The organism is Arthrobacter sp. 2MCAF14 (assembly GCF_052115645.1).
GTDB lineage: Bacteria > Actinomycetota > Actinomycetes > Actinomycetales > Micrococcaceae > Arthrobacter.
The window spans coordinates 82,289-88,288 of sequence record NZ_JBFRHB010000028.1 but is presented as its reverse complement, the minus strand read 5'-3'; the positions used below and the strand labels follow the sequence as shown (position 1 = coordinate 88,288).

The window sequence follows — 6,000 nt, the reverse complement described above, 5'->3', positions numbered from 1 at the left end:
GAAGCAACAATCAGTAGTTCCTGTCGGCGGCCTCCGGTCTCCAAACTCATTTGCGGGCTCCAACCGCACCAAGTCAACGCGGGGTCACCGGGCGACCATAGAATTTTCCTCCATCCGTGGCGCGGCCGGTAGGCGGCCGATCAACTCATAAGAATTTCTCCGGCTGGTTCGGGGGTTGCCGGGTCTGGAAGGGCAGGAGGCTGGACGAAGTGGTCGAGCTGACGGGCTGGCACCGGGACTGCGCGCACCAACTACCTGCTGCCCCAGCAGAAGCTTGTCGACAAGGTCCGCGTCGGAGCCAAGGTCACCAAGAAACACGACGCCCCGCCGACCCCGCACACAGACGCGCGAACGCCGATCCGCATGTCTCGCCCATGGCCGTGGTCCGCATGAACACCGAATACCACAGGACCAGTCCCGCCGCCCGGTCGCGGCAGATCCTCTCCCTCACGGGCCGGCTCGAAACCCTCGCCACGGCCAAACAGCCTGCACCGGTGAAACCAGCCGTGAACGAGGACTGGAATCGCCGACCCAACCGGAGATATTCGAGTCAGGCAACGAATGCCACTTCCCGGAGGTATTGACATGAGGTAGCAGGGAGTCATGTTTGGACGCCCGAGTTCAACGCACCCCTACGCCGCAACCCCCTGAAAGTGCTTCTCAATAATTCCCTTGATGTCCCCATGGCACCCGCCACACCCAGTGCCCGCGCGGGTCGCTTTGGAAACCTCCGGCACGGAAGAGCAGCCATCCAGCACGGCGTCCTCGATGCTCGCACCGCTGACGCCCGCGCAGCGGCACACGGTCCGCTGCGGGTCATTATTCGAAGCAGATGAATCCAGTTGGTCCGGCCCATCCAAGCGAAGCAGGAGTGAACGGTCTGCGGGCAGCTCGGAGCCGCGTTCGAACAGCATCACGAGCTCCGCGGCCGTGCGCGGCATGCCTACGGTCACGAGTCCTTCGAGCGCGCCGCCCCGCGTCGTCATTTTGACGTAGCGGCCGTGTTCCGGATCGGCCCATTGGGCAACCTGGCGCCGCGGCATTTCCTCGGAGACACCGACGGACAACAGCTCGTCATCCCACGGTTCGGCGCTGTTGTCGCCGGCGACCGCCAGGTTGATGCCGCGCGCCTTCAACACCACGACGCCGGGCTTCTCCTGCGGTAGCGGTGCCAAGGTGTCGGCAGCGCCCTGGCCGCCCTCTGCAAGGAGGATCAGGTACTCGGCAAGCCACTCGGCCTGCCGCCAGCCCGGACCCACCAGCCCGGAAGGACCCAGTGCGGTGCGGCATTCGGCGCACTCGGCATCGGCGCAGCGGACTTCGGCGCAGTCGCCTATCGCGAACATGTGCGGCTCGTGATAGGTCCGCAGGTGGTGATCCACCAAGATCCCGGTGGCTGCAGGCAACCCACAACCTTCGGCCAGTTCGATCCGTGGGCGAACGCCGCAGGAAAGGACAAGAAGGTCGCCTTCGATCCGTGACCCGTCGTTGAGCACCAGGGCCGAAAACTTGCCGTCGGGACCATTGTGCTCCACCGCAGTAGAGCGGGCGTTGCCCACCATGGTGATCCCGCTGCTGCGCAAGCTCGCCGCGAGAACGGCTCCACCGCCGCGGTCGATATTGCGGCCCAGCGGGAAGGAACCGTTGTGCACCACTGTGGTCAGGGCGCCTTCTTCCGCCGCGGCCAAGGCAGTTTCCAGGCCAAGCACGCCGCCACCGAGGACGATCACGCGCTTGCCGGCAGTCACGGCGTCGCGCAGTTGCCCGGCATCTCGGAGATCGCGGAGGGCCGTCACCCCTAAAGGGAGCACAGGATGCGAAGGATCAGGGTTGATGCCGGTGAGGTTCGGAATGACGGGCCTCGAGCCGGTGGCGAACACCAAGCGGTCGTAGCCGGGCGTGGTCCCGTCCGATAGGACCACTTGCTGACGTGCACGGTCGATCCGCTTGACGGTGACGCCCAGCCGGACCTCGACGCCGTCGGTCGCCAAATCGCCAGCGTCCGCCATCGCGAGAGCCTCCGCGGTGGTCCGCCCCACGCCGAGTTCTGCCACCATGACGCGGTTGTACGCGGCCTCGGCTTCCTGCCCGACGACGAGCAACTCGACAAGGCCGCTGCGCACGGCCGGCAACAACTCGTCGACCAGCCGGGACGCGACCGGTCCGAAACCGACCACCACAATTCGCTCGCTCACGATGCCTCCTTGACCTGCATTGACAAGCTCTCCTGCATTGACGAGCCGACGGCCGCCGGCACAGCCAACTGGGCAGCCAACCCCGGTTCGGCATGTGCTAGTGCCGCCTTCCGGACCCAGACCGTGCTCGTCTTGAACTCCGGCATTCCGGAAATAGGATCCGTGACCGCCTCAGTGAGACGGTTGGCGCTGCCCATTCCTGGGAAATGGAAAGGCAGGAAGACGGTGTCCGTCCGGATGCTGTTGCTGAGCTCCACCTTGCACAGGACCTCTCCGCGCTCGTTGGAGACCCGGACAAAGTCGCCGCTGGAGATGTCCCTGACGGCCGCCGTCGCGGGGTGGATCTGCAGGAGCGGCTCCGGCTGCGCGGCCGCGAGTTCGGCCACGCGGCGGGTTTGGGCGCCCGATTGGTAGTGTTCCAGCAACCGCCCGGTGACGAGCGTCAGCGGATCGGGATCAGAGCCGACGACGGCGGAGCGCCGGGACCGCTTCTGCGGTGCCACCGGGACCAACACCGCGCGACCGCCGGCGTGCGCGAAGCTGTCGAGGAAGAGTCGCGGCGTTCCCGAACTGCCGGTGGGATAGGGCCAGTAGGCGGCTTCTCCGCGGTCCAGCATGGCGTAGTCGATTCCGGAGTAGTCGGCCAAGCCGCCTGCCGAAGCGAGCCGGAGCTCCTCGAAGACGGTCTCGGGATCGTCGCTGAACGTGGACGGTGCGTCGAGGGACTCGGCGAGCCGGGCCATGAGCCACAATTCGCTGCGGACGCCTGGGGGAGGGGTGAGCGCCTTACGACGGCGGAGCACGCGGCCCTCGAGGTTGGTCAGGGTGCCTTCTTCCTCGGCCCATTGGGTGACCGGGAGGACCAGGTCGGCTTCCAGCGCGGTCTCGGACATGAAGAAATCGCAGACAACCAGGAAGTCCAGGCTGCGCAGGCCCTCGATCACCGCGCCGGCGTCGGGGGCTGACACCGCCACGTTGGCGCCGTGGACGAAAAGGCAACGGACGCCGTCGGGCTGTCCCAAAGACTTCAAGAGCTCCACGGCAGGCAGTCCAGGGCCGGGGATGAGGGATTCGTCCACGCCCCACACTTTGGCAACGTGGGCGCGGGCGGCTGGATCGGTGATCTTGCGGTAGCCGGGGAGCTGGTCGGCCTTCTGGCCGTGTTCGCGGCCACCCTGGCCGTTGCCTTGGCCAGTCAGTGTGCCGTAGCCGCTGCGGGATGAGCCCGGCAGGCCGAGGAGGAGGCTGAGGTTGATCGCGGCTGTAGCTGTGTCTGTGCCGTCAACGTGCTGCTCGACTCCGCGGCCGGTCAGGATGTAGCTGCCGCCGCGCCGGGCTCCGTCCGCGAGGCGACGGGCGGTTTCGCGGATGAGCGTGGCGGGTACGCCGGTGATCGACTGGACGCGCTCCGGCCAGAAGCCAGCGAGGCTACGAACGATTGCCGGGTACCCGGTGGTGCGGTTCTGGACGTATTCGGCGTCGGCGAGGCCTTCGTGGACCACCACGTGAGAGACACCCAAAAGCAGGGCGAGGTCCGTTCCCGGGGTCGGCTGCAAGTGGATGCCACCGCCGTCGCCGGTGAATGCGGCCGTCGCGGAACGGCGGGGATCGGCCACGATCAACCCACCGGAATCGCGCGCGCCCTGCAGGTGCTGGACGAATGGCGGCATGGTCTCGGCGACATTGGAGCCGAGAAGGAAAATAACGTTCGCCGAATCAAGGTCCTCCACGGGGAACGGGAGGCCGCGGTCCACGCCGAAAGCGCGGTTTCCGGCTGCCGCAGCGGAGGACATGCAGAAACGTCCGTTGTAGTCGATGCGGGAGGTTCCCAGGGCCAGGCGGGCGAACTTGCCCAACTGGTAGGCCTTCTCATTGGTGAGTCCGCCGCCGCCGAACACGCCGACGGCGTCGGGCCCGTACTGCTCGCGGGTCTGCTTGACGGCTCCGGTGACCAGCATGAGTGCCTGGTCCCACGTGATCGGCCGGTGGACGCCGTCGGACCCTTTGAGCATGGGTTCCGTGACGCGTCCGGTGTGGTTCAACAACGACGGCGATGTCCAGCCCTTGCGGCATAGCCCGCCCCGGTTGGTGGGGAAGTCGCGGCCGGATACTTCCAGTAGTGGAAGTGCCTTTGCCGCGGGAGCGGGGTCTGACCCCGGCTGCGCCGAGGGCGCCGCCGGGGTCAGGGTCATGGCGCACTGCAGCGCACAATACGGGCAGTGGGTGTCGGCGCCATTGGGCATATTAGATGTGTCCCATCGCGTTACGGTTGGCCTTCCGGAGGTAGCAGACCCAGCAGACGATGAGCATCAGCACGTAGGCGCCGACGAAGCCATAGAACGCGGGGGTGTAGGAGCCGGAAGCGCTGGATGCGTTGAGCACCTGGGGGATGACGAATCCGCCGTAGGCGCCGATCGCCGAGATCAAGCCGAGGGAGGAAGACGCGAGGCGTGCCGTGCTTGCGGCGCTCGCCCCGGAGCGGGCGGCCCGGCTGGACGTGGCGAAGATGACCGGAATCATGCGGTACGTGGCGCCGTTTCCAAAGCCGCTTGCCGTGAAGAGGAAGAGGAACAGGACCAGGAAGAGCCAGAAGTTCTTGAGCGGAAGGGTCCAGATCATGGTCAAGGTGATGATCGCCATCGCCGCGAACGCCGTGACGGTCATCCGGGCTCCGCCCATGCGGTCGGCCATGCGTCCACCGTAGGGGCGGGCGAGGGAGCCGACCAACGGGCCGAGGAAGGCGAGCGAGAGGACAACCGCGCCGAGGTGCATGGAGGAGAAAGCCGGGAAGTAGTCCTTGATGAGCTTGGGGAAAACGCCGGAGAAGCCAATGAACGAGCCGAAGGTGCCGATGTAGAGGAAAGCCATGACCCAAAGGTGGGGTTCCTTCAGTGCGGCGATGGAGCCTGCCACGTCACCCTTGGCGCTGGTGAGGTTGTTCATGTACTTCCAAGCACCGAACGCGGCGACAAGGATGAGGGGAATCCAGATGAGGCCGGCCATGGGCAGGTTTACGGTGCCGGCGGCCAGGAGGGTAACGGCGATCGGGACGACGAGCTGCGCGACGGCGGCACCGAGGTTTCCGCCTGCTGCGTTCAGGCCCAGCGCCCAGCCCTTTTCACGTGCGGGGTAGAAGAAAGTGATGTTTGCCATCGAGCTGGCGAAGTTGCCGCCGCCGAAGCCTGCAAGGCCTGCTACCAGCAGCATGACGCCGAACGGAGTGCCGGGGGTCGAGACACACAGGGCAAGGCCCGCCGTCGGGATCAGCAGCAGGAGGGCCGAGACGATGGTCCAGTTGCGGCCACCGAACCTAGGAACCATGAAGGTGTAAGGGATGCGCAGGGTGGCACCGACCAGGCTGGGGATCGAGATGAGCCAGAAGATCTGGTTGGTGTCGAACTTGAAGCCTGCGGCCGGGAGCTGGACGACGACGATCGACCAGAGCTGCCAGACGACGAAGCCGAGGAACTCGGCAAAGATGGACCAGTACAGGTTGCGCTTTGCGATGGAACGGCCAGCAGCTTCCCACTGATCCTTGTTCTCTGCATCCCAGTTGGCAATCCAGCGGCCAGGGCGGTGTTCAAGCTCGGGGACGAGGGCGGTGGGCGCCTGCTCGTTGGTGAGGATTTCGGTGCTTCGGTCAACTGTCACGGAGTGCCTCCTTTGTGGGGACGTTGTACTTCCACGTTAGGGATGGCGCGTTTCGCGGACTGTCGCGGTTTGTAAACGTGCTGTGACATTTGCCTATCGGAGGGGGTCACCGGTGCGTGAGGCGATGGTGAGGTTGTGTGGCGCAGACCACAGA

The 6,000-nt window shown here is 65.9% G+C and carries 3 protein-coding genes; all 3 read right to left on the bottom strand.

Annotated features, from left to right (window positions below):
• Positions 1–632: 632 nt before the first annotated feature.
• The 3 genes from AB4074_RS17930 to AB4074_RS17920 are packed head-to-tail and all read right to left on the bottom strand — an operon-like array spanning position 633 to position 5,846.
• Entirely contained in the window at positions 633–2,195 is a 1,563-nt protein-coding gene (locus tag AB4074_RS17930; RefSeq protein WP_441414609.1) for an FAD-dependent oxidoreductase, read from the bottom strand.
• Positions 2,192–4,438 (bottom strand): molybdopterin oxidoreductase family protein, encoded by a 2,247-nt coding sequence (locus AB4074_RS17925; protein WP_441414608.1) that lies wholly within the window; start codon positions 4,436–4,438, stop codon positions 2,192–2,194. Before AB4074_RS17925 ends, AB4074_RS17930 begins: the two co-directional genes overlap by 4 nt.
• Position 4,439: 1 nt before the next feature.
• A complete protein-coding gene (locus AB4074_RS17920) occupies positions 4,440–5,846 on the bottom strand; it encodes an MFS transporter (RefSeq protein WP_441414607.1) in 1,407 nt (468 codons plus the stop codon).
• Positions 5,847–6,000 lie beyond the last annotated feature (154 nt).